Source organism: Bradyrhizobium sp. 14AA, from assembly GCF_054185205.1.
On sequence record NZ_JAVAYM010000004.1, the window covers coordinates 145,048 to 162,414 of the forward strand.

The 17,367-nt window shown below is 64.6% G+C and carries 19 protein-coding genes; 7 read left to right on the forward strand and 12 right to left on the reverse strand.

The genetic code is table 11. The features are described from left to right. Positions 1 to 32: 32 nt before the first annotated feature. Complete coding sequence (locus RAD15_RS10680) at positions 33 to 308, forward strand: metal-sensitive transcriptional regulator (protein ID WP_014438781.1); 276 nt, start codon at positions 33 to 35, stop codon at positions 306 to 308. A 148-nt stretch (positions 309 to 456) separates the two neighbouring features. Here RAD15_RS10680 and RAD15_RS10685 read toward each other — a convergent pair whose 3' ends face one another. Then, positions 457 to 1,422: a YiiX/YebB-like N1pC/P60 family cysteine hydrolase gene (locus RAD15_RS10685; RefSeq protein WP_458177055.1), complete on the reverse strand. Its 966-nt coding sequence runs from the start codon at positions 1,420 to 1,422 to the stop codon at positions 457 to 459. A gap of 192 nt (positions 1,423 to 1,614) precedes the next feature. Here RAD15_RS10685 and RAD15_RS10690 point away from each other — a divergent pair, with 192 nt between their 5' ends. Further along, positions 1,615 to 3,003 carry a flavin monoamine oxidase family protein gene (locus RAD15_RS10690; RefSeq protein ID WP_458177057.1) on the forward strand — a complete coding sequence of 463 codons (1,389 nt, stop codon included), beginning with the start codon at positions 1,615 to 1,617 and terminating at the stop codon, positions 3,001 to 3,003. 171 nt (positions 3,004 to 3,174) lie between these two features. On the opposite strand, the gene RAD15_RS10695 is transcribed toward RAD15_RS10690, so the two are convergent. The 4 genes from RAD15_RS10695 to pheS all read right to left on the reverse strand — a co-directional run bounded on the left by RAD15_RS10695 (position 3,175) and on the right by pheS (position 8,073). Continuing rightward, positions 3,175 to 3,945 carry a sulfite exporter TauE/SafE family protein gene (locus tag RAD15_RS10695; protein WP_458177059.1) on the reverse strand — a complete coding sequence of 257 codons (771 nt, stop codon included), beginning with the start codon at positions 3,943 to 3,945 and terminating at the stop codon, positions 3,175 to 3,177. A 53-nt stretch (positions 3,946 to 3,998) separates the two neighbouring features. After that, positions 3,999 to 6,407: a phenylalanine--tRNA ligase subunit beta gene (pheT, locus tag RAD15_RS10700; protein WP_458177061.1), complete on the reverse strand. Its 2,409-nt coding sequence runs from the start codon at positions 6,405 to 6,407 to the stop codon at positions 3,999 to 4,001. Next, complete coding sequence (locus RAD15_RS10705; RefSeq protein ID WP_458177063.1) at positions 6,404 to 6,874, reverse strand: endonuclease domain-containing protein; 471 nt, start codon at positions 6,872 to 6,874, stop codon at positions 6,404 to 6,406. The genes pheT and RAD15_RS10705 overlap by 4 nt, the downstream gene beginning before the upstream one ends. Before the next feature lie 116 nt (positions 6,875 to 6,990). Next, positions 6,991 to 8,073: a phenylalanine--tRNA ligase subunit alpha gene (gene pheS, locus RAD15_RS10710; RefSeq protein ID WP_458177065.1), complete on the reverse strand. Its 1,083-nt coding sequence runs from the start codon at positions 8,071 to 8,073 to the stop codon at positions 6,991 to 6,993. Between the two features lie 151 nt (positions 8,074 to 8,224). On the opposite strand from pheS, the gene RAD15_RS10715 reads away from it, so the two are divergent. Then, on the forward strand, positions 8,225 to 8,647 hold the full coding sequence (locus RAD15_RS10715) for a hypothetical protein (RefSeq protein WP_458177067.1): 423 nt from the start codon (positions 8,225 to 8,227) through the stop codon (positions 8,645 to 8,647). 37 nt (positions 8,648 to 8,684) lie between these two features. On the opposite strand, the gene rplT is transcribed toward RAD15_RS10715, so the two are convergent. Both rplT and rpmI read right to left on the reverse strand, forming a co-directional pair. Continuing rightward, a complete protein-coding gene (gene rplT, locus RAD15_RS10720) occupies positions 8,685 to 9,044 on the reverse strand; it encodes a 50S ribosomal protein L20 (protein ID WP_027561620.1) in 360 nt (119 codons plus the stop codon). Positions 9,045 to 9,124: 80 nt separating this feature from the next. After that, positions 9,125 to 9,325 (reverse strand): 50S ribosomal protein L35, encoded by a 201-nt coding sequence (rpmI, locus tag RAD15_RS10725; RefSeq protein WP_008539890.1) that lies wholly within the window; start codon positions 9,323 to 9,325, stop codon positions 9,125 to 9,127. Positions 9,326 to 9,596: 271 nt separating this feature from the next. Here rpmI and RAD15_RS10730 point away from each other — a divergent pair, with 271 nt between their 5' ends. Further along, positions 9,597 to 10,001: a hypothetical protein gene (locus RAD15_RS10730; protein ID WP_458177069.1), complete on the forward strand. Its 405-nt coding sequence runs from the start codon at positions 9,597 to 9,599 to the stop codon at positions 9,999 to 10,001. 64 nt (positions 10,002 to 10,065) lie between these two features. Here the strand turns inward: RAD15_RS10730 and infC are convergent, their stop codons facing one another. Continuing rightward, on the reverse strand, positions 10,066 to 10,605 hold the full coding sequence (infC, locus tag RAD15_RS10735; RefSeq protein WP_091962567.1) for a translation initiation factor IF-3: 540 nt from the start codon (positions 10,603 to 10,605) through the stop codon (positions 10,066 to 10,068). Positions 10,606 to 10,852: 247 nt separating this feature from the next. Here infC and RAD15_RS10740 point away from each other — a divergent pair, with 247 nt between their 5' ends. Both RAD15_RS10740 and RAD15_RS10745 read left to right on the forward strand, forming a co-directional pair. Next, on the forward strand, positions 10,853 to 11,641 hold the full coding sequence (locus tag RAD15_RS10740) for an alpha/beta hydrolase (protein WP_458177071.1): 789 nt from the start codon (positions 10,853 to 10,855) through the stop codon (positions 11,639 to 11,641). A 214-nt stretch (positions 11,642 to 11,855) separates the two neighbouring features. Further along, positions 11,856 to 12,323, forward strand: coding sequence for a nuclear transport factor 2 family protein (locus tag RAD15_RS10745; protein WP_458177073.1), 468 nt, complete (start codon positions 11,856 to 11,858; stop codon positions 12,321 to 12,323). A gap of 94 nt (positions 12,324 to 12,417) precedes the next feature. On the opposite strand, the gene RAD15_RS10750 is transcribed toward RAD15_RS10745, so the two are convergent. The 3 genes from RAD15_RS10750 to RAD15_RS10760 all read right to left on the reverse strand — a co-directional run bounded on the left by RAD15_RS10750 (position 12,418) and on the right by RAD15_RS10760 (position 15,242). Further along, positions 12,418 to 13,215 (reverse strand): acyl-CoA thioesterase domain-containing protein, encoded by a 798-nt coding sequence (locus RAD15_RS10750; RefSeq protein ID WP_458177075.1) that lies wholly within the window; start codon positions 13,213 to 13,215, stop codon positions 12,418 to 12,420. A gap of 204 nt (positions 13,216 to 13,419) precedes the next feature. Beyond that, a complete protein-coding gene (gene queG, locus RAD15_RS10755; protein WP_458177077.1) occupies positions 13,420 to 14,601 on the reverse strand; it encodes a tRNA epoxyqueuosine(34) reductase QueG in 1,182 nt (393 codons plus the stop codon). Continuing rightward, positions 14,550 to 15,242: a glutathione S-transferase family protein gene (locus RAD15_RS10760; RefSeq protein ID WP_458177079.1), complete on the reverse strand. Its 693-nt coding sequence runs from the start codon at positions 15,240 to 15,242 to the stop codon at positions 14,550 to 14,552. The genes queG and RAD15_RS10760 overlap by 52 nt, the downstream gene beginning before the upstream one ends. A 169-nt stretch (positions 15,243 to 15,411) precedes the next feature. Here RAD15_RS10760 and RAD15_RS10765 point away from each other — a divergent pair, with 169 nt between their 5' ends. Further along, positions 15,412 to 16,218 carry an undecaprenyl-diphosphate phosphatase gene (locus tag RAD15_RS10765; RefSeq protein ID WP_458177081.1) on the forward strand — a complete coding sequence of 269 codons (807 nt, stop codon included), beginning with the start codon at positions 15,412 to 15,414 and terminating at the stop codon, positions 16,216 to 16,218. A 128-nt stretch (positions 16,219 to 16,346) separates the two neighbouring features. Here RAD15_RS10765 and RAD15_RS10770 read toward each other — a convergent pair whose 3' ends face one another. Further along, positions 16,347 to 17,312: a complex I NDUFA9 subunit family protein gene (locus tag RAD15_RS10770; RefSeq protein WP_458177083.1), complete on the reverse strand. Its 966-nt coding sequence runs from the start codon at positions 17,310 to 17,312 to the stop codon at positions 16,347 to 16,349. Positions 17,313 to 17,367 lie beyond the last annotated feature (55 nt).

Consider the following 17,367-nt stretch of genomic DNA (forward strand, 5'->3'; position numbering starts at 1 on the left):
CAACCTATACCCGGTAGGGGTATATAGAGCGCATGCGCAAGGACATCAAGACATCTGTCGGAAAACGTCTCGGCCGGATCGAGGGCCAGGTTCGCGGCCTGTCGAAAATGGTAGAGGAAGACCGCTACTGCATCGACATCGTGACGCAGATCTCGGCGGTGCGCGCCGCGCTGCGCCGGGTCGAGGAGGAGGTCCTGAAAGACCACGTCGCCCATTGCGTCGAGCACGCGATCGCGAGCGGCGACAAAGCCGACCAGCGCGAGAAGATCGCCGAGCTGATGGCGGTGATCGGGCGAGCGGAGCGGTAGCGACGTCGTCCTGGCGAAAGCCAGGACCCATACCGCGGAATCTATCGATGGCGTTCGATGGTCGTGCCGAACGCCGGGTCTTCGCAAAATTGCTCGTTGGGGTAATGGGTCCTGGCTTTCGCCAGGACGACGTTTGGGGGCAGGTGAGCTAAGCCGTCATCTCCCGTGCTCGCGCGCGATAGATCGCGAGCTCGCTCAGCAGCACGAAATGCTCGGAGAAAGCGGCGGCGGTCCCCGCCGGCTGCGCGGTCACTTCCTCAGCCGGAATCTCAACCGGCGCTTCTTCGTCAATCGCTTCAGGAACGAGCGGCGGCGCACTGAGCGTTTCTGGAAACACACTGAATGTGCCCGCTACCTCCTCGAGCGGCTTTTGCTTGTCGGCCCAGTGCAGGGCTGTGTAGTCGAATCCATTGACGATGGTGGGCTTGACCACCTCGAAATAGGGCGAGATGTCGAAATCCCGCGGCATATACAGCGAGGAATCGCGGATGTGCAGAATCTCGCGGCGGGCGGCACGGCTGCCGGCCTTGGTGATCTTCGGCAGGATCGGATAGCGCACCGCGTCGAAAGCCTGCGCGATCAGCGCCGAGCAGATGATCTTGGTCGGGTCACCCGACCCGATCGAGATCATGCGCCGCCGCCAGCGTTGCGGTATCGGCAGCGGGAACAGGAAGCGCATGAGGTCGAGGATGTTCTTGGTGTCGTAGCCGAAGCCGATGCGGTTGATCGCATAGCGGCAGACCGTGGTGCGGTCCTCATAGGACAGCCCGACCGGGCGGCAGACGCGGGTGTGATAGGGGAAGTATTTCGATAGGGGCGCCGATGTGACGCCTTCGCCGATATTGGCCTCGATCAGCACATGCGGCTCGCCATTGGGCTCGACGGCACCCTCGACCGGGCCGACATAGAGCGCGGCATGCGACCAGGTCGACTGCGTCAGATATTTGATGATGCCCGAGATGCGGTTGTTGCCCTCGACCAGCAGCACGTCGCCGGGCTCGACGACGCCGCGCAGGTGCTCCGGGTCGCTCGGCGTGAACGGCTCATAGCCCGGCACCTCCTTCGAGAGGTACGCGGCAATCAGCTTGCCGACTGAATCAAGGACCGTCCCCATGTCGAACTCCCCCACGGCCTTTTCCGGCCGCCTTTTTTCCCTTCTCTATCATGGTCGAAACGTCTTGCAATTCGGTTCATCACTCCGTGAGATCAAGCACGATTGATTCACCATGATGGTTGCCGCGCAACATCAGATGCGGCAAGGTTCGCGGGCTGTTCCCGTTTGCCGCAAGTCTCCGGAAACCATGACATGACAATCACGCGCCGCGGCTTCCTTTCGGCGTCGGCGGCCCTTGCCGCGATGCCGGTCCTGCGCGCGCGCGCCGCAGCCCTGCCGCGCGAGGCTGACATCGTCGTGATCGGCGCGGGTGCGGCCGGCATCGCTGCAGCGCGGCGCATCATGGCGGCCAACCGCAAGGTCGTGGTGGTGGAAGCGGCGGCCCAGATCGGCGGCCGATGCATCACGGATGCGACGACCTTCGACACGCCGTTCGATCGCGGCGCGCGCTGGATGCACAATCCCGACACCAATCCGATGATCCGGCTGGCGCGCAGCGCCGGGCTCGACGTGCTGCCGGCGCCGTCAGGCCAGAAGATGCGCATCGGCCGCCGCAACGCACGCGCGGGCGAGACCGAGGAGTTTCTGGCGGCCCTGGTGCGCGCCAACCGCGCCATCGACGAGGCCGCGCGCGGCAAGCTCGACACCTCCTGCGCGTCCGTGCTGCCGAAGGACCTCGGCGACTGGGCGGGCGCGGCCGAGTTCATGCTCGGCGCGAGCTTTGCCGGCAAGGATTTGAAGGAGCTGTCGGCGATCGACAAGGCCCGCGCGCAGGACCGCAACGCGGCGATCGCCTGCCGCCAGGGTCTGGGCACGCTGATCACCAGGCTCGGTGAGCCGACGCCGGTCGCGTTGTCGACACCGGCGAGCCGGATCGTCTGGAGTAACCGCGACGTCAGCGTGGAGACCCAAGCCGGCAAGATCGCTGCGCGCGCTGCCATCATCACGGTGTCGACCAATGTGCTGACGTCGGGTACGATCAAGTTCGGGCCCGATATTCCCAAGCGCACGCTCGATGCAGCCTCGAAGCTCACCCTCGGCAGCTACGATCACATCGTGCTGCAATTGCCGGGAAATCCGCTCGGCCTGTCGCGTGACGACATCCTCATCGAGCAGAGCAACTCGACCCGCACGGCGCTGATGTTCGCCAATATCGGCGGCTCCTCGCTGTGCTCGATCGACGTCGGCGGCGCGTTCGGACGCGATCTCTCCGAGCAGGGCGAGAAGGCCATGACGGCCTTCGCCAGGGAATGGATCGCCAAGCTGTTCGGCAGCGAGGTGGCGGCCGTGGTGCAGAAGGCGAGCGCGACGCGCTGGAACGCCTCGCCTTTCGTGATGGGCGCGATGTCGGCAGCCTCGCCCGGCGGTCAGCTCTCGCGAAGAATCCTGACCGAGCCGATCGGCAACATGTTCCTTGCCGGCGAAGCCACGCACGAGACGCTGTGGGGCACGGTGGACGGTGCCTGGGAAAGCGGCGAGCGCGCTGCGGATGCGGCGTTGCGCAAGATCGGCGCGCTCAAGGACGAGCGGGCCGATGTGCCGACGCAATCGACGAAGAAGCGGCGGGCGCCGCGGCAGTAGGGCAATTGAATTTCGTCGTCGTCCTGGACAAGCGCAGCGAAGCGGAGCGCAGATCCAGGACCCATAACCACAGGGCATGGTTTGGCGAAGATTCGTGGTTACCAGCTCGCGCTACAATCGCTTGACCGGGGTAATGGGTCCTGGCTTTCGCCAGGACGACTGCGGAGGGAATTACCGCAACACCCCATCCAGCAGCGGCAATCCCGCAATCACCGCTATCGCAATCAGCGCATAGCAAATCGCGCGAAACACCCTCTCACTCGCGCGGCCGAACAGTGACGCGCCAAACGCGACGCCGATCGCGTAGACCGGGCCGACGATCAGCGACAGCACCAGCGACTCGCGGCTGATCAGGCCTGTCGTCGCGTAGCTGACCATCGAAAAGAAATCCGACGCGCCGAAGAACAGCAGGATGTTGGCGCGTGCGACGATGGGCTCGATGGGACGGCCGAGCCAATAGCCGACGATCGGCGGACCGCCGGTTTGCGCCAGACCGCTGCAGAAGCCCGAGAGGCCGCCGATGCCGACCGAAAGCCAGGCATGGTCCTTGCCGCGATAGCGCCAGCCCGACAGCAGCAGAAGCAACAATGCGGCGACGAAGCAGGAGATGATCCAGCGCGTGGTGACGGGTTCGAGCACGCTGAGGAAATAGGTGCCGAGGGGCACGCCGATCAGCGCGCCGAGCACGATCACGGCCGTGGCCTTGCGATCGGCCTTCCGCCACGCATCCGGCAGCAGCGGCGCAGCCGCGACGAAATCGATCACGAGCAGCAGCGCCGCGACGAGCCGTGGCGCCGCGATGCTGCTCGCCAGCGGCATGAAGATCAGCGCTGAGCCGAAGCCGGAGAAGCCGCGCGCGGTGCCGGAGACGAAGGCGACGGCGCAGAGCGCCATCGCAATGGTGAGGCTGACGTCCTTTGGAAGAAAGTCAGTGAGACTCATGCTTTATTTCTGGAGCATGATGTTGTCCGAAAACCGCTTCACACTTTTCGGCATCATGCTCTCAAGGTACCGCCGGTCTTCTTCGTGACCTCCGCCACGACCTTCGCGGCGACGGCCTCGATCTCCTGATCGGTCAAGGTCTTCTCCCGCGGCTGGATCGTCACGGCGATCGCGATCGACTTCTTGTCGTCGTCGATGCCCTTGCCCTCGTAGACGTCGAACACGTTCACGCCGGTGATCAGCTTCTTGTCGACGCCCTGCGCCGCACGCACGATGTCGCCGGCTTTCACGGCACGATCGACGATGAAGGCGAAGTCGCGGGACACCGGCTGGAAGGCCGACAGCTCGATGACCGGCTTGGCGCGGGTCGGCTTCTTCTTCGCTTCGGGGATGCGGTCGATGATCACCTCGAACACCATCAGCGGGCCGTCGGCGCCGAGCGCCTCGAGCGCGCGCGGATGCACCTCGCCGAAAGTGCCGAGCACGTTCTGCGGCCCGATCTGGATCGTGCCGGAGCGGCCCGGATGCAGCCAGGCCGGTCCGCCGGCGACGATCTGAAGTGCCTGCATCGGCGCACCGGCCGCAGCCAGCACCGCCAGCGCATCGGCCTTGGCGTCGAACACATCGGCTTGCGCCGAGCCGGACCAGTGCCGTCCCAGACCTTCTGACGAAGCAAAGCCGCGGCGCACGCCGCTCGCCGCCATGAACTGATCCTGCGGACGATCGCCTTTGAAGATCTGGCCGACCTCGAACAGCGCGACATCGCTGACGCCGCGATTGGCATTGGCCTGTGCCGCCGCGATCAAACCCGCAAGGAGGGTCGGGCGCATGTCGGAGAGATCAGACGCGATCGGGTTCGCCACTTCGAGCTCGCGCTGGCCGCCGCCGAACAGTTCAGCCGCGCTCTTGGTGATGAACGACCAGGTCACCGCCTCGATGATGCCGCGGCCTGCCAGCGCGCGCCGGGCGCGGCGCGTGCGCAGCTGCAGCGGCGTCAGCACCGGCTTGCGTGCGTCCTCGCCGCGCTCGAACGGCGTCATCGGCACCTTGTCGACGCCGAAGATGCGCACGATCTCCTCGACGATGTCGGCCTTGCCGTGCACGTCGGAGCGCCACGACGGCACCGCGACCTTCACCACGGGGCCGGGGCCCGCCATCATGAAGCCGAGATGGGTCAGGATGCGCTTCATCTCGACTTGCGGCACCTCGATGCCGGACAGGCGCTTGACCTCGGTGATCGGGAAATCGACCACGCGGTCGTCGCCAAACGCCTTGCCGACCACAACGGTCTCGGACGGCGCGCCGCCGCACATTTCCATCACCAGCTTGGTCGCGAGCTCGAGCCCGGGCACCATGAAGGCCGGATCGACGCCGCGCTCGAAGCGGTAGCGCGCGTCGGAATTGATGCCGAGCTTGCGGCCGGTCTGGGCGATGTTGATCTCGTTCCACAGCGCCGATTCGATCAGCACGTCGGTGGTGTTCTCATCGCAGCCCGAGGCTTCGCCGCCCATGATGCCGGCGAGCGATTCGACGCCGTGCTCGTCCGCGATCACGCAGATCGCGGGATCGAGATTGTAGGTGCGGCCGTCGAGCGCGAGCAGCGTCTCGCCGTCGCGCGCGCGGCGCACGACGAGATTGCCCTTCACCTTCTTCGCGTCGAACACGTGCAGGGGCCGCGCGCGGTCGTAGGTCATGAAGTTGGTGATGTCGACCAGCGCGTTGATCGGGCGCAGTCCGATCGCGGTCAGCCGCTTCTGCAGCCATTCCGGCGATGGGCCGTTCTTGACGCCGCGAACGAGGCGCAGCGCGAAGCCCGGGCACAACGTCGCGTCCTCGACCGTGACCTTCACGGGGCAGGGGAATTCGCCCTTGATCGGCTTGATGGTCGGGTCCTTGAACTTGCCCATGTCGGCGGCGGCGAGATCGCGCGCGATGCCGTGCACGCCGGTGCAGTCCTGCCGGTTCGGCGTCAAATTGATCTCGACCACGGGATCGCCGAGGCCGGCCCATGCGGCGTAAGCCGCACCGATCGGCGCATCCGCGGGCAATTCCATGATGCCGTCATGGTCGTTGGAGATCTGCAGCTCGGCCGCCGAGCACAGCATGCCGCGGCTCTCGACGCCGCGGATGGTGCCGACGCCGAGCGTGATGTCCTTGCCGGGAATGTAGGTGCCGGGCGGCGAGAACACGCTGACGAGCCCTGTGCGTGCGTTCGGCGCGCCGCACACCACCTGCACCGGTGCGCCACCGTCGCCGGTGTCGACCATGCAGACACGCAGGCGATCCGCATTCGGATGCTGCTCGGCCGAAATCACCTTCGCGATGGTGAAGGGCTTCAGCGCCTTCGCCTTGTCCTCGATGTTCTCGACCTCGAGCCCGATCATGGTGAGCTTCTCGGCGAGCTTGTCGAGCGGCTCGTCGGTCTCGAGATGATCCTTCAGCCAGGAGAGGGTGAATTTCATGGCTGTGTGCCTCGGCTCTTGTCGGTGATTACGGGGTGGTCTTGGGCGGTATCAATGTTCCCTCCCCCCTTGTGGGGGAGGGTCAGGGAGGGGGGTGAGCCGCGGGCTCCGACGGAAACGACCTGGCGGATCGTCTCAACAACCCCCTCGAGATTCGACATCACCTGATCGTTGGTGAAGCGCAGAACCTGAAAGCCCTCGGCTGCGAAGAAAGCGTCGCGACGCTCATCCTTCTTCTGACATTCCTCGAAATCGTGGGACTCTCCATCGAGCTCGATGATGAGCTTCGACGAGAAGCACACAAAATCGGCGATATAGTTTCCGATCGGTGTTTGGCGACGGATGCCGACACCATCCATACGGTTAGCCTTCAGATAGCGCCACAGCAGGGTTTCGGCACGCGTCATCGCTCGCCGAAGCTGCTTGGCCCGGCTGCGCTGACGTTCGCTCACAACTGCGTGCGGCATCCGCGGCTACCCCCCTCCCTGACCCTCCCCCACAAGGGGGGAGGGAACGGAGAGAGTCTTCGCCGGCTCGAGACCGACCGTCCGTGGGGTTGGAGCAATCGTATCCCGGCAAGCGCTCACGAGCTCAGCCCTCCGGCAAGCGTTGGCACTTCGAGTGGCTTGAAGCCGTAGTGGGACAGCCAGCGGACGTCGCTGTCGAACAGCTGGCGGAGATCGGCGATGCCGTATTTCAGCATGGCGATGCGGTCGATGCCCATTCCCCAGGCAAAGCCCTGGTACTCGTCGGGATCGATGCCGCAGGCGCGCAGCACGTTCGGGTGCACCATGCCGCAGCCGAGAATCTCGAGCCAGTCCTCGCCCTCGCCGAAGCGGATCTCGCCCTTGTCGCGGCGGCACTGGATGTCGACTTCCAGCGACGGCTCGGTGAAGGGGAAGAACGAGGGACGGAAGCGCATGTTGATGTGGTCGACCTCGAAGAACGCCTTGCAGAACTCGTGCAGGATCCATTTGAGGTGGCCGAGGTGCGAGTGCTTGTCGATCACGAGGCCTTCGACCTGGTGGAATTGCGGCGTGTGGGTCGCGTCCGAATCGATGCGGTAGGTGCGGCCCGGGCAGATCACGCGGATCGGCGGCTTCTGGGTCAGCATCGTGCGCACCTGCACCGGCGAGGTGTGGGTTCGCAGCAGCATGCGCGAGCCGTCCTCCTTCGGATGGAAGAAGAACGTGTCGTGCATCTCGCGCGCGGGATGGCCTTCCGGAAAATTCAGCTTGGTGAAGTTGTAGTCGTCGGTCTCGATGTCGGGACCTTCGGCGACCGAGAATCCCATGTCGGCGAAGATCGTGGTCAGCTCGTCCCAGACCTGGCTCAGCGGATGGATGCGGCCGGCCTCAGCCGGCGCATCGCGCAGCGGCAGGGTGACGTCGATGGTCTCGGATGCAAGCCGCGCGTCGAGCGCCGCCGACTTCAAGACGTCGCGCCGGGCTGCGAGCGCCTCGGTGACCTTGTCCTTGGCCTGGTTGATCGCGGCGCCTTGCGTCTTGCGTTCGTCCGGCGACATCTTGCCGAGCGTTGCGAGCAACGCCGAGATCGAGCCCTTCTTGCCGAGGGCGGCGACGCGCACGGCTTCGAGCGCGGCTTCATCGCCGGCGGCGGCGATCTGGTCGAGGATGGATGTTTCGAGCGTTGCGAGGTCGGACACAGTCAAATCCTTGGCTCCAAATTCGGCTGGGTTGTCGCCGCCCGAAGGGCGTAACGTCAAGCGAAAAGCCGGTCATTTCGGGCCTGGAACGGCTGGGTTGAACCTCGCGCGGGGGCCCGGCACCAACGGGGGATACGAGGAGACTTTTGCGATGCTTTCGAAATGCGGTCTGGCCGTCCTTCTTGCCGTCCTGGGCGTCGTTCTATCGGTCGCCGTGACGCCTGCGCGCGCCATGGTCTGCATGGAGACGTCCATGACGCTGGACGAGGTCGTCGACACCATCAACAAGCAGAAGAGCTGCGAAAGCGCGATGAAGGTGTTTCAGGATTGCCAATTGACCGCGAGCGGCGATGTCCAGCTCGGGGCCGCCGTCGAGAAGAAGTGCGAGGCGGACTTCATGCCCGGCCTCAAAACGGCGCAGCAGCAGGCCTACAAACGCGAGATGCGCGTATGCGACGGCAAGTACCGGAACAAGTCCGGCACCATGTATCTGTCGTTCGCAGCTTTTTGCCGGGCGGAGGTCGCCCAGCGCTACTCGCAACGTGCGTTGAAGGCCGGCAAAGCCGGCCGTTAACGCCGAGCCTCAGGCCGCCAGCGCGGCCCTGGCTGTCTTACGCCGCGAGGGCGGCTTTGGCCTTCTCGGCGATCGCCTGGAACGCCGCGGGCTCGCTGATCGCGAGATCCGACAGCACCTTGCGGTCCACGGTGATCCCGGACTTGGCCATGCCGTCGATAAATCGGCTGTAGGTCAGGCCGAACGGACGGACGGCAGCGTTGATGCGCTGGATCCACAGCGCGCGGAAGGTCCGCTTCTTGCGCTTGCGATCACGGAACGCGTACTGCTGGGCCTTCTCCACGGCCGGCTTGGCGGCGCGGATGGTGTTCTTGCGGCGGCCGTAGAAACCCTTGGCGGCCTTGTAGACTTTCTTGTGCTTGGCGTGGGCGGTCACACCGCGTTTGACGCGAGACATGACAAAATCCTTCAGAGATGACTTCGGTTATCGGATTGCCGCGGGATGCGCGGCACGGTCGGCAATGATCGTGGACGCGATCAGGCGTTCGGCAAGAAGTACTTCTTGACGTTGTCGCCGTCGGTCTTGAACAGCACGCGGGTGCCGCGGAGCTGACGGATCTGCTTCTTTGTCCGCTTGATCATGCCGTGACGCTTGCCGCGCTGGGCGTGCATCACTTTGCCGGTGGCAGTCACCTTGAAGCGCTTTTTAGCGCCCGATTTGGTCTTCAGCTTGGGCATTTGGCTCTCCTAATGGCCATAGAGATCCGCCCGCGAAGGCGGCTGGCCGTCAAAAATGCTCGTTAGAGCGTTGATTGTGCTCAGGTTTTGCGAACAAGCGCGAAACCCGCACGAAACACCGCCACGGCAGCCCTTAATCAGCCGGGCGATGAAGGCTGGGCTTATGACAGAGGACAAGCCAATTGGCAACGATGAACCGGCGAAAGCCGCCCGGCGACTATTCGGAATTACGACCCTCATGTCCAAGCCTGTCGCCTGGAGCAGGACCAAAATGGCCCATTTTTCCCAATCGTGTTCCGCTGTGACTGCTTTCGCCCGCCCGCGCCGTCTGGCGCTGCTCGCCGTGCTCGCCACGGTCGCGCTGCCCTCGACCGCCGATGCCCGCGTCGGCGGCTATGATGGTATCTGGAACGTCACCTTCGCCACCACGCGGGGCAATTGCAGCTCCGGTTACAGTGTTCCCTTCACCGTGACCGGCAGCCGTGTGTCGTCCGCCGGTGGCGGCAGGGTCTCGGGCACCGTCCATCGCGGCGGCGCCGTGGCGGTCCAGGTTTCGGTCGGTGCGTCCCATGCCAGCGGCGGCGGCCGGCTCGCCGGCGTGAACGGTGCCGGCTCGTGGAGAGGCATCATCTCCGGCGACCAATGCAGCGGCACCTGGCAGGCGACACGGAGCTGATACACAAACGGCCCGCCGGAGATCCGGACGGGCCGTTGAATTCTCGGTCCTAAAGAGCTGCGCGTCAGCGCGGCGCCAGCACCATGACGACCTGACGGCCTTCAAACCTGGCGTCCTGCTCGACCTTGGCGAGCTCGGCGACGTCAGTCTTGATCTTGTCCAGAAGCTTGGTGCCGATCTCCTGGTGCGCCATTTCGCGGCCGCGATAGCGCAGCGTGATCTTGACCTTGTCGCCCTCTTCGAAGAATCGCTGCATCGCGCGCATCTTCACGTCGTAATCGTGGTCGTCGATCATCGGGCGGAGCTTGATCTCCTTGATCTCGACGATCTTCTGCCGCTTGCGGGCTTCAGCGGCTTTTTTCTGGGCCGAATACTTATACTTCCCGTAGTCCATGATCTTGCAGACGGGAGGGCTGACGTTCGGCGAGATCTCGACCAGATCCATGCCGGCTTCCTGGGCCATGCGGATGGCCGCAACGGTCTCGACCGTGCCTTTGTTGTCACCGGCCTGATCGATCAGCTGGATCTGCGCATTGCGGATATCATCATTGATGCGCGGCCCGTCTTTGCTGGCAACGGGCGGGGCTTTATTGGGACGGCGAATGGGTTGTTCTCCAAAGTTGTGAAAGAAGCGGCTATTTTGAAGGAAGATGCGTTTGCCGGCAAGCAATTCGCTCGGACCGTAATCGAAAAACCCTCAAATGCGAGGCATTTCGGCCACGCCTGGGCACGCTGACCGACATAGACACCTTGCTTCCGTTCCGCAAGCGTCCCAAAGGGCCAATGCCGGCCTCCGGCGCTGCGGAACACGACCGAACAGCTCAAACCGCGCAGCCAGAGTAAAACGTTCCATGACCAATGCAATTCCCGACGCCGTACTCGACTTCATCGCTGTGGGCGAGGGCCCGTCCGCGCGCAGGATCGCGGTGCGCAGCCGGCGCGGCCAGGGGCCCGGGCTGGTCTGGCTCGGCGGCTTCAAGTCGGACATGCAGGGCGGAAAGGCCGTGGCGCTGGATGCCTGGGGCCACGAGCACGGCCGCGCCGTGGTCCGGTTCGATTATTCCGGCCACGGCGAATCCGGCGGCGATTTCGCCGATGGAACCATCGGCAGCTGGCTCGAGGACAGCGTCGCGGTGTTCGAGCGGTTCTGCGACGGCCCCCAAGTCCTGATCGGCTCGTCCATGGGTGGTTGGATGGCGCTGCTGCTCGCGCGCGAAATCAGGAAGCGATCCAGCAAGGCCTCGCTGGCAGGCCTGGTGCTGATCGCGCCGGCGCCGGACTTCACTGAAGAACTGATGTGGAAGAATTTTTCGCCCGCGGTGAAGAAAGAGATCGAGACCAAGGGCTTCTGGCTGCAGCCGTCTGACTATGGCGACGGCTCGCCCTATCCGATCACGCGGAACCTGATCGAGGAGGGGCGCAATCACCTCGTGCTCGGCAGCGCCATCGATCTCGGCTGCCCCGTCCGCATCCTGCAAGGCGCGCAGGACCCCGACGTGCCGTGGCAGCACGCCTTCGCGCTGACGCATCGGCTGCCGGCCGACGATGTCGTGCTGACCATGATCCAGGACGGCGATCACCGCCTCTCCCGCCCGCAGGACATCGCGCGCATTCTTGCCGCGGTCGGTGAGATCGGGTGAAGGTGTTCTTTCTTCCTTCTCCCCTTGTGGGAGAAGGTGGCGCGAAGCGCCGGATGAGGGGTCTCTGTCCGCGTACGTAACTGAAGAAGGTCAACACTGAAGCAGGTCAACGCGCGGAGACCGACCCCTCACCCGTCTCAATCGCGCTTCGCGCGATTGATCCACCCTCTTCCACAAGGGGAGAGGGGAAGAAGAGCACATGGGAGAAACGCCAATGACCACCGCCGCCATGCTGCGTGCCTTCTGCGATGCGGTCGAGCAGCGCCACGGCCGTGCGTTTGCCGAGTTGTTCACCGAGGACGGCGTCTATCACGACGTCTTCTACGGCGCCTTCGAGGGCCGCGCTAAAATCGCCGCGATAATCGACGACTGGTTCTATCGCACGGCGACCGATTTCCGCTGGGACATGCATGATCCCGTCACCGACGGCACCACGCTCTATGCGCGCTACACCTTCAGCTATCGTTCGACCTTGCCGGAAGCGAACGGCGCGCGGGCGATGTTCGAGGGCGTCGCGATCATGACGCTGCGCGACGGCAGGATCGTGAGCTATCACGAGGTCGCCAACACCGCGCCCGCCTTCGTCGATTTGAAGTTCGCGCCTGAGCGGATTGCGAAGATCGTCGCCAAGCAGGGCACAGAGCTGAAGGCGCGGCCGGAGATGAAGCGGCATCTGGGGTAGCTGTCATTCCGGGGCGCGCGGAGCGCGAAATCCAGAGATTGTCGAGCGAGATTCCGGGTTCATCGCTGCGCGATGCCCCGGAATGACAACGTGGCTACGGCGGCAGCACCTTCGTCATCGGCTTGCGCTGTGCCAGCGCCGCGACCGTGGCGGTGCCGATCGGGCCCTGCTCGTCGTAGAGCCAGCATTCGCCAATCGCGACGCCGTCGGTGGCCTGGTGGTTCACCACGTCGAAGCCGATCCACTTCGTCACCGGCAATCGGTGCAGATAGATCGTCACGTCGCTGTTGATGTAGCCGAGTCCCTTGTCGCCGGCGTTGGCAAACGGGCTCGCGAAATCGGCGCCGGTGGCGACATGGACGAACGGCGTCATCGGCGCGCCGGCCACGAGCTCGCGCACCTCGCTCATCCACAGCCGGCGCGGTCCGAGTGAGCCCATATGGCCGACGATCGGCCGCGTCGTCCATTTGCCGTTCATGCCGAGCCTGGGATCGGTGGGCTTTGGAATGTCTGATGGCTTCGGCACGTCCCAGTTCGGCGGCGACCAGACGTTGCCCTCAGGATTTTGCGTCTTGCGCAGCAGCTGGCACGAGGCCCGCGCCATGCTGACGCCGCCGGAGAAGAATTCCGCCTCGACCACGCGGATGCGTAGTCCGTCGCGCACCAGGCGCGTCGTGATGTCGATCGGCTTGTCGATGGTCGGCAGCCGGAACATGTCGGCGGTGAACCGCGCCGGCACGAATTCCGGGCCTGAATGGCGCTCCTCGATGGCGAAGCCGAGCAGGTCGACGATGACGCGCCCGTGCAGCGATTTCGGATCCCAGGGACCGTTGGCCACTTCCGTCGGATGGAATGTGTCGCCGTCGCGGGTGAAGAAGGGCATGTTTGTCATGGCGCGCGAGATTGCGGAAACGGGTGAGGAAATCAAGGGTGGTTGGAGTGCGCACGCTCTCGCCCCACAAACAGCTGTCATCGCCCGCGCAGTCGGGCGATCCAGTATTCCAGAGACGGCAGTTATTGAGTCGAGAGGCTGCGGCGTACTGGATTCCCCGCCCCAGTGCGCAATTGCGCACAAGGCGGGGAATGACAGCGAGAGTCAGGAGGCGGCGCGCCACTCCTCACGCACGCTGTCGTCGGACTCTCTGTTCAACGCAGCGCCCTTCATCGCCTCAAACTCCTCCCGCGCCACCAACTGCCCCAGCGCCCACACCGCCGCCCCACGCACCAGCGGGCTTGCATCCTCCAGCAATCGCCGTGCCTCCGCCGCCAACCCCGCCTCACCCGAGTTACCAATCGCAATCAGCACATTGCGCAAGAAGCGGTCGCGGCCGATGCGCTTCACCGGCGACTTCGTGAACAGCGCGCGGAACGCGGCATCGTCGAGCCGTGCGAGTTCGGCAAGCGACGGCGCGCGCAGTTCGTCACGCGGCGCGAGTTTGGCCTCACGGCCCTCCTGCGCGAACTTGTTCCAGGGACACGCCGCGAGGCAATCGTCGCAGCCATAGATGCGGTTGCCGATCGCTTTGCGAAATTCCTGCGGGATCGGTCCCTTGTTCTCGATGGTGAGATACGAGATGCAGCGCCGCGCATCGAGCTTGTAGGGTGCGGGAAACGCCGCCGTCGGGCAGATGTCGAGGCAGGCCTGGCACGAGCCGCAATGATCGATCTCCGCATCGTCGCGCGGCAAGTCCAGCGTGGTGTAGATCGCGCCGAGAAACAGCCATGAGCCGAACTCGCGCGAGACCAGATTGGTGTGCTTGCCCTGCCAGCCCAAATGCGCGGCCTGCGCCAGCGGCTTCTCCATCACCGCCGCGGTGTCGACGAACACCTTTACGTCCGACGGCGCGGTCGCAACCAGCCAGCGTGCCAGCGCCTTCAGCCGCTTCTTGATGAGGTCGTGATAGTCGTCGCCCTGCGCATAGACCGAGATCGCCGCGCGCGTGCGCTCTTTCAGGATCGCGAGCGGATCCTGGTCAGGGCCGTAATTGACGCCAAGCATGATGACACTGCGCACGTCCTGCCACAGCCCGCGCGGATCGACGCGGCGCTCGGGCTGCGCGGCGAGCCAGTCCATGTCGCCATGGCCGCCCGAGGCGATGAATTCGAGGAAGTATTTTCCGGCGGTCTCGATCGTGCCGGGCGCGGTGATGCCGATGCAGTCGAAGCCGAGTGCGCGCGCTTCGTGCGTGAGCGCAGTCTTCAATTCAGTCGGGTCGGGAGCAGAGTTCAGAAATCCAGGTCCACGTAGGTCCGCGACGCCGGCACGCCGGCCAGCCATTCGCTCAGCAGCGGGCGGAACGACGGGCGGGATTTCACCCGCGCGTACCACGCCTTTGCTGCGTCGTCCTCGCTCCATGGCACGTCGCCCAGATAGTCGATCGCCGAGAGATGCGCCGCGGCGGCGAGATCCGCGTAAGTCAGCCGGTCGCCGGCGAGGAAATTGCGCGTCTGCGCCAGCCAGCCGATATAGGCCAGATGATAGCGCACATTGGCCTTGGCCGCGCGCATCACGTCGGCCGAGGGCGGGCCGCCGCCAGTCTCCTCGCTCATGAAGCGCTTGTAGATGCGCTCGGTCACCAGCGGGTGCGAGACCTCCTCGAAGAACTTCTCGTTGAACCACGCCATCAGCCGGCGCACCTCGACGCGCTCGCTGATCGTCTCCGGCATCAGTCGCTTGGGTCCCATCTCGGCGCCATAGGCCTCGTCGACATATTCGGCGATGATCGGCGCGCCCGGGATCGGCGGCTGCTCGTCGTCCACCAGAACAGGCGTCGTACCGGCCGCATTGAGCAGCAGAAATGCCTCGCGCCGTTCCCAGCTGCGCTCTTCGACCAGCTTGAGGTCGAGCCCGTATTCGCCCGCGATCAGGCGGATGAATCGCGAATGCGGACAGAACGGATGATGAAACAGCGTAAACATGAAGCCTTTGACTATTTGATGGTGCTTAAGAATCCATCAATGTTTGTGCGGCGCCACACTAGTCCTTCAAAACCGCGAGGCAAGGGCGTGATGTCGCATTTTGCGATTGCAGCATGGGGGCGAATGGGCGAGAAGAGCCCCGCTTTTCCAGCGGAAATGGACCGTAAATATGTCAGATGCAATACGGGCAGTGATCCTCGGCATCATCGAGGGTGTGACCGAGTTCCTTCCCGTGTCCTCGACCGGCCACCTGCTGCTCGCGGAGCGTTTCTTCCATCTCGGCGAGGGTGCGTTCTGGGATTCGTTTACCGTTCTGATCCAGCTCGGCGCGATCCTCGCGATCGTCGTGTTGTACTTCAAGAAATTGTGGGACGTCGCGATAGGCATGTTCACGGGCGATGCCTATGCACGCCGCTTCGTGATCGGCGTGCTGGTGGCGTTCCTGCCGGCTGTCATCGTCGGCCTCGTTGCCGGCAAATACATCAAGAGCCTGCTGTTCAATCCGTGGGTCGTGTGCTTCTCGCTGATCGTCGGCGGCGCCATCCTGCTCTGGGTCGATCGGCTCGATCTCAAGGCGCGCGAGCATGACGCCACCAAGTTTCCGCTGCTGATGTATCTCTATATCGGCATCGCGCAGTGCGTCGCCATGATCCCGGGCGTGTCGCGCTCCGGCGCCAGCATCGTCGCCGCGATGTTCCTCGGCGCCGACAAGCGCGCGGCGGCGGAGTTCTCGTTCTTCCTCGCCATCCCCACCATGATCGGCGCGTTCGCCTACGACTTCTACAAGAACCGCTCCGAGATGACGATGGACCACATGGGCATCGTCGCGATCGGTTTCGTGGTGTCGTTCATCACCGCGATCATCGTCGTGAAGACGTTCCTCGGATACGTCACCCGCCACGGCTTTGCGGTGTTCGCCTGGTGGCGCGTCATCGTCGGCACGCTCGGCCTGATCGCGCTGGCGCTGGGGCGCTAATCTCCGAATGCTGTAGACGCACGCGTTTCGTCATGCCCGGCCTTGTCCCGCCTGCGCGGCCGAAGCCGCTTCGGCGAGGCGAAGGCCCGGGCATCCGCGTTCCCAGTGGCTGCCGAGATAACGAGCGCTTACACGCTCATGCGCTGGAATTGCCCGGCGGCGCGGAAGCGCCAGAGATATTGCGGGGCGATCGCTTCCAGCGAATCTCCGGCGATGCCGAGGCCTTCCAGCGTCAGGCCCGCCGCCTTTGCGGCCTCCGACACGACATTGTCGCGCTCGAGCAGCGTGACCTGGTCCGGCGTCAGCTTGAACGCGCCAGGCGCGAATTGCAGGAAGTTGGCCTGGAAACGGGCAAGGCCGAACGGCAGCGGCGCCAGTATCGGCTTGCGATTGGCGATCGCGAGGATGGCCTCGATGATCTCGCGCATGGTCAGCACTTCCGGCCCGCCGAGCTCATAAGTTGCGCCCGCCTTGGCCTTGCCGTCGACGGCATCCGCGATCGCGGTGGCGACGTCGCCGACATAGACCGGCTGCATCTTCGTATCGCCGCCGATCAGCGGCAGCACCGGCGACATCCGCGCCAGCGCCGCAAAGCGGTTGGTGAACTGGTCCTCGGGGCCGAACATCACCGAGGGGCGGAAGATCGTGGCGGACGGCACCGCGGCCAGCACCGCCGCCTCGCCGGCCGCCTTCGCCTTGGCATAGCGGGAGGGCGATTCCGCATCGGCGCCGATCGCCGAGACATGCACCAGTCGGGCCCCGGCTGCGGCCGCCGCCTTGGCGACCGTTTCGGCGCCCTTGGCCTGGACGGCGTCAAAGGTCTGCGCGCCGCTCTCGGCCAGGATGCCGACCAGGTTGATCACGACATCCGAATCACGCAGCGCCGCCTCCACCGAGGCCGGATAGCGCAGATTCGCCTGCACGACATGGACTTGCCCGACCTTGCCGGAGGGCTGGAGGTAACCGGCCAGTTCCGGCCGCCGCACCGCAACCCGGACCCGGTAATCCCGCTTGCACAGGGCACGGACGACATTCCGCCCCAAAAACCCCGATCCGCCGAAAACCGTGACGAGAGTTTCCAGATTCGATGCCATGGGAGCCATTCCTGGGGTCCGTTCCTGCGGGAAGAGTGCGTGTTATCAGGCTTGT

Coding starts and splice junctions, on each gene's coding strand:
- RAD15_RS10750 (WP_458177075.1), bottom strand. CDS start 13,215: ATGACAAACATGCCCTTCTTCACCCGCGACGGCGACACATTCCATCCG.
- RAD15_RS10760 (WP_458177079.1), bottom strand. CDS start 15,242: ATGTTTACGCTGTTTCATCATCCGTTCTGTCCGCATTCGCGATTCATC.
- RAD15_RS10705 (WP_458177063.1), bottom strand. CDS start 6,874: ATGCCGCACGCAGTTGTGAGCGAACGTCAGCGCAGCCGGGCCAAGCAG.
- rpmI (WP_008539890.1), bottom strand. CDS start 9,325: ATGCCCAAGCTGAAGACCAAATCGGGCGCTAAAAAGCGCTTCAAGGTG.
- rplT (WP_027561620.1), bottom strand. CDS start 9,044: ATGTCTCGCGTCAAACGCGGTGTGACCGCCCACGCCAAGCACAAGAAA.
- RAD15_RS10685 (WP_458177055.1), bottom strand. CDS start 1,422: ATGGGGACGGTCCTTGATTCAGTCGGCAAGCTGATTGCCGCGTACCTC.
- pheT (WP_458177061.1), bottom strand. CDS start 6,407: ATGAAATTCACCCTCTCCTGGCTGAAGGATCATCTCGAGACCGACGAG.
- RAD15_RS10715 (WP_458177067.1), top strand. CDS start 8,225: ATGCTTTCGAAATGCGGTCTGGCCGTCCTTCTTGCCGTCCTGGGCGTC.
- RAD15_RS10770 (WP_458177083.1), bottom strand. CDS start 17,312: ATGGCATCGAATCTGGAAACTCTCGTCACGGTTTTCGGCGGATCGGGG.
- RAD15_RS10765 (WP_458177081.1), top strand. CDS start 15,412: ATGTCAGATGCAATACGGGCAGTGATCCTCGGCATCATCGAGGGTGTG.
- RAD15_RS10695 (WP_458177059.1), bottom strand. CDS start 3,945: ATGAGTCTCACTGACTTTCTTCCAAAGGACGTCAGCCTCACCATTGCG.
- RAD15_RS10740 (WP_458177071.1), top strand. CDS start 10,853: ATGACCAATGCAATTCCCGACGCCGTACTCGACTTCATCGCTGTGGGC.
- RAD15_RS10745 (WP_458177073.1), top strand. CDS start 11,856: ATGACCACCGCCGCCATGCTGCGTGCCTTCTGCGATGCGGTCGAGCAG.
- RAD15_RS10680 (WP_014438781.1), top strand. CDS start 33: ATGCGCAAGGACATCAAGACATCTGTCGGAAAACGTCTCGGCCGGATC.
- RAD15_RS10690 (WP_458177057.1), top strand. CDS start 1,615: ATGACAATCACGCGCCGCGGCTTCCTTTCGGCGTCGGCGGCCCTTGCC.
- queG (WP_458177077.1), bottom strand. CDS start 14,601: ATGGCTGGCCGGCGTGCCGGCGTCGCGGACCTACGTGGACCTGGATTT.
- RAD15_RS10730 (WP_458177069.1), top strand. CDS start 9,597: ATGGCCCATTTTTCCCAATCGTGTTCCGCTGTGACTGCTTTCGCCCGC.